The organism is Frankia sp. Mgl5 (assembly GCF_023242985.1).
In the GTDB taxonomy this organism is placed as follows: Bacteria; Actinomycetota; Actinomycetes; order Frankiales; family Frankiaceae; genus Parafrankia; species Parafrankia soli.
On the sequence record NZ_JALKFY010000521.1, the window covers coordinates 1 to 374 of the forward strand.

Genomic DNA, 374 nt, shown 5'->3' on the forward strand with positions numbered 1-374 from the left:
TCCTCGGACTGCTCTCGCCTACGCAGGGGCAGGTGGAGCTGTTTGGTCAACCTTTGCCGAAGTTCCGCGACTGGACGAAGATCGGCTATGTGGCTCAGCAGGTGGCCCACGGAGCGGGCGGTTTTCCGGCAACTGTAAGGGAAGTGGTTACCTCCGGTCTGGTCGGAAAGGTAGGTTTGTTCCGCCGTTACCAAGCCAAGCATCGTGAGAAGGTGATCGAGGTTGTCGAGCGGGTGGGACTGACCGAAAAGCTGGATGAACGGATCGGCAGCTTATCCGGCGGGCAGTTGCAGCGGGTGTTTATCGCCCGGGCATTGGTGGCAGATCCTGAGCTGTTGATTTTGGATGAGCCGACCGTAGGGGTGGATCAGGAG

The 374-nt window shown here is 59.4% G+C and carries 1 protein-coding gene; it reads left to right on the forward strand.

The genetic code is table 11. From position 1 onward, the window contains the following. Positions 1 to 374: metal ABC transporter ATP-binding protein (locus MXD62_RS10430; RefSeq protein WP_368862383.1), on the forward strand; the 374-nt coding region annotated here is incomplete at both ends.